Genomic DNA, 4,130 nt, shown 5'->3' with positions numbered 1-4,130 from the left:
TCAACTAAAACAGCGTTTTAGTTGAGAACGTTGAATTTTACCGATCGCTGTTTTGGGAATAACGTCTCGTTCCACAGGAATCAAATAATCAGGATTAATCCCAAAATGATCCACTACTCGTAAGCGAATTTCCTTTAACAAATCTGCTTCTCGATCGCTTGCGGTTTGTGCTGGATTGAAAAATATGGCTAGTTTGTCTGTATCGCTTTCGGCATCTCTGACAGCACAAGCAGCAGTATAAGAAACTTCTATGCCCTCTATTTCTTCTATTGCTGCTTCAATTTCATGGCTGTAGTAATTTAAACCGTTGATGATGATAATATCTTTTTGCCGTCCCGTTATTGTTAAACACCCCTGTCGCAGGAAGCCTATGTCTCCAGTATTAAACCAACCATCTTCTGTAAAAGCGTCTTGGTTTGCTTCTGTATTTTGATAGTAACCAGATGTGACAGACGGTCCTTTTACTTGTACTCGACCCGCCATTGTCTCTTTCACTATCTGGTTTTGATTATCTACTATTCTGATGGCGAACCCTGGCACTGGGGAACCAACTTCGACAAATTTTTGCTCGTTTGTGGTTGAAGATAGTAGAAATTTAGATGAAAACGTTACCGCACTTGAGGTTTCTGACATGCCCCATGCTGGATGCATAGCGCGGTCTTGGAGCTGATATTGACCTAATACTTCTAAAAATCGCCTGACGGTTTTTGCAACAATTGCCTCTCCAGCATTGAGAATAAAGTGCATAGAGGACAAATCCCATCCTCGGTGATTTTCTTGTTGACTGCCCGTCTTTTGTCGATTTTCTAGTTCTTGCACAATTAGCCCATAAGCAAAGTTTGGAGCCCAAGTAATTGTGGCTCGATAGTGGGAAATCCAATCTAACCATCGTGTCGGTTCTTGCAACACCAGTTCTGTTGGAGCGTGGATTTGCTGACATCCCAAATAAACGTCCCTCAGATGGAACATCACTATTCCCCCAACATGGTCGAGGCTAAACCAATTTAAGGAAATGTCTTCTTTGCTAAACCCGTTGAATTGAACCGTTGATGCACTACGGCTTAACAAACTACGGTGGTTGTGCATGACCGCTTTGGGCATACCTGTACTGCCGGAAGTTAGCAGCAATAGCACCAAGTCCTCTGAGTTGGATTTATGCCAATTACGATCTGCCTCTGAATCTTTTAAGGGTTCTATGGGTTCTATCTGAAAGTTTTCTAACTTTAATTCTTCTGCCCACTGATGAAGTTTTGGAGCTAACTTTTGCTCTGATAGTACCAATGGCTTTCCTAGCATCTGCCAGCTATTTTGCAGCTTGTTCAGGTTGCCCGTTGCGGAAATTGGTACGGGGATGAATCCTCCAAGGATACATCCCCAAAATGCACTAATAAAGTTGTGATTGTCTGCTAGTTGAAAGATTACCTTGTCTTGGGGCTTGAGACCAAGTTTTCTCAATCCTCCCAATAATCTTTGGGCATCCTCTAATAAATTTTTATAGGACTGTACAAACTCAGTTCCATCGGGTTGGATATATACTACACCTTTAGTTGAATTCTCTAGAGCTGCTCGTTGCAGTATCTCCCCTAAAGTTTGTGCCTTTAGGTCTATTAGAGACTCTCCTTCGCTGATAGCTAGCTGGTTTACTTCCTGTGGCAAGTTCTTTTTATCTTTCTCTATCAAGTTGTCAGTTTCAACTTGAGGAGAATCTGTAACCTTTCCTCTTGGAGGCGACGGTACTAAATCAGAAATATGTAATCTGGGAAGGGTTTTTACTTGTGGCTGAACTACCACTGCTACTTGCTCTATTTCTGGCAGCGATCGCAACTGTTCTTCCCAACGTGACACTAACTCGGAGTCAATCACCTCCAATTGTGCTAACGCTGATTCATCTATTAGTCCTTTGCCTGTTAAGGGCAGGTTAGATACTGTTACATAGGCACTTGGCAGCATATAGCTGGGTAATTCGGTCTTTAACTGGTTGTGGAGAGACTCTGACAAGAAAGATTTTGAGGTCACTACATAAGCAACTAGTTGTCGTTGTCGCATGATCACATAGCAGTCTTCCACCCCAGTAATTGCCAGTAAGGCTTTTTCTATAGCCTGCAACTCCACCCGATGCCCTTTAATCCAAGCCCAACGTTGCCCAAATCCTTGCAATTCCAGACCACCATTGGCACGAAGACAACCCCGTTCCCCAGTTTTCAATAAACTACCAAGTTCGGGATGCTCTACAAAACTAACTGGGGCTTGTTGGGTCCGATTTATGTCACTCTCAGTTAAATTGCCACCTCCAACATAAACCTCTCCTGTTACTCCTGGAGGTACTGGTTCTCCATAGGGATCTAAAACATAAACTGAAAAATCAGTTGGCCAACCCACAGGCACTACTTCTGTATACTGTCCCAACTGAGTTTGCTTGCCACTAACCTCTCCTGGAGAGCCAAATAAATCCTCAAACAATTGATAGATAAATTTATCCTGCCCCTGTTTTCTCCCCAAGTTATTTCCGAGTGTTAGGCACTGCTGCCGCTCAGTTGCTGTTAGTAATGGTAATCGATCTATGTTAGCAGTCGGCTTTGTTACTATTGCTTGTAATAATGTCTGGAAATGCTCCACCATTCTGGCAATAGTCTCTTCCTCAAATAGATCGGTACTGTACTTAATAAGTCCACCAAGGGACGAGCCAACCTGTATCATTTCTAGTATGAAATCAAATTGACACTCCTTCGTTGGTCTGTCAAAGGCTTCTAACTTAAGTCCTTGCCAATCCGAAGATGTCTTCATTTCGCCAGAGAGCAGCTTTCGCCATTCAGACATTTGCTGTAGCAGGAAAAAAACTTGAAAAATTGGAGAGCGGCTAGGGTCGCGCTTTGGCAGCAATCGCTCTACTAACAATGGGAAAGGGTAATCTTGATAGTTTACTGCTTCTAATACCGTATGCTGAACTTTAGTGATAAACTCCTTAAAACTTATATTTTCCGACGCCGACATCCTCATAACAACCGAGTTAGCAAAGAAGCCCACAATTGGAGCCTCTTCAGCTCTATTTCTACCTGATGTGGGAGAACCAACTAAAATATCTTCTTGACCTGTGTAACGATAAAGAAAGACACCAAAGACTGCCAACAATAGCGTGTAGAGCGTGACATTTTCTTTTTGAGCTAATTCTATAAGCTGCTGACTGAGTTTTTCAGATAAGCTAAAATGATAGGCTGCTCCCTCGTAGGTTTGTATGGGCGGGCGTGGTTTGTCTGTGGGTAGATTTAAGCTTGGTAATTCGCCCGCTAGTTTTTGTTTCCAGTATTGCCAAAGGATTTCTCCTCTGGGGCTATCTAAAATTTTCCTTTGAGCGCGAACATAATCTTGATATGAATAGTTCAGAGGGGGAAGAGATGCTGGTACATTGGTCTGTTGAGCTTGATACAATTTGGCTAATTCTTGAAAGATGATGTCTATAGACCAGCCATCACAGGCAATGTGGTGTATTGTCAGCAGTAGAATATGCTCTTGAAATGACCGCACAAACCACCTGACGCGCATCCCCGATTCCTTTTCCAGGTTAAAAGGATGCTTGTGAGCTTCAATCACTCTCTGATTTAATTCCTCTTTACTCCAAGTGGAGGCATCAACCTGCAAAAAGTCCACTTCTTGATGGCGATCCACTTGTTGAATAGGTACTTGACCTAGCTTAGGAAATGTGCTTGATAGTATGAGGTGACGTTGGCATATGGCTTGAAAAGCTTGCTTCCAAGCTGTCACATCCACCTGAGAGCAAATACGAACAGGTACGGACACGTTATAAACACAACTACCAGGTGCTAGTTTCCAGAGAAACCACATTGCCTGTTGTCCGTAGGAAAGGGGATAAACATTGAGAATATCTGGTTTGTCATGCAGTAACTGTAAAATCTCTCCCTTATGTTGCTTCAGCAGAGCCAATACTGATGTAGTTGATTCTTCTTTGGGAGCATCGTAGCGTAGCTGCGAACCTTCACTCCAGATCTGCCAACCTTTAATTGAAAGCTCTTGTAAAAACTCAACTAAATTCATAATTCACCCCTTACTCGTTCTATCTGGTCTGCTTCTTCTGTGTAACGTTGTTGGTGATTTTTCGACTCAACTTTTTGACA

The 4,130-nt window shown here is 42.7% G+C and carries 1 protein-coding gene; it reads right to left on the bottom strand.

Features of this window, described 5'->3' with window-relative positions; translation table 11 throughout:
• Positions 1–4,050: a condensation domain-containing protein gene (locus tag F6K49_RS36340; protein ID WP_293104631.1), complete on the bottom strand. Its 4,050-nt coding sequence runs from the start codon at positions 4,048–4,050 to the stop codon at positions 1–3.
• Between the last annotated feature and the right edge of the window lie 80 nt (positions 4,051–4,130).

The sequence above is a fragment of the Moorena sp. SIO3I6 genome, assembly GCF_010672095.1.
The sequence above is the reverse complement of the archived record's forward strand: the minus strand, read 5'-3'. Positions and strand labels throughout refer to the sequence as shown.

Excerpts from the sequence above, each read along its gene's own strand:
- F6K49_RS36340 (WP_293104631.1), bottom strand. The coding sequence starts at position 4,050 with ATGAATTTAGTTGAGTTTTTACAAGAGCTTTCAATTAAAGGTTGGCAG.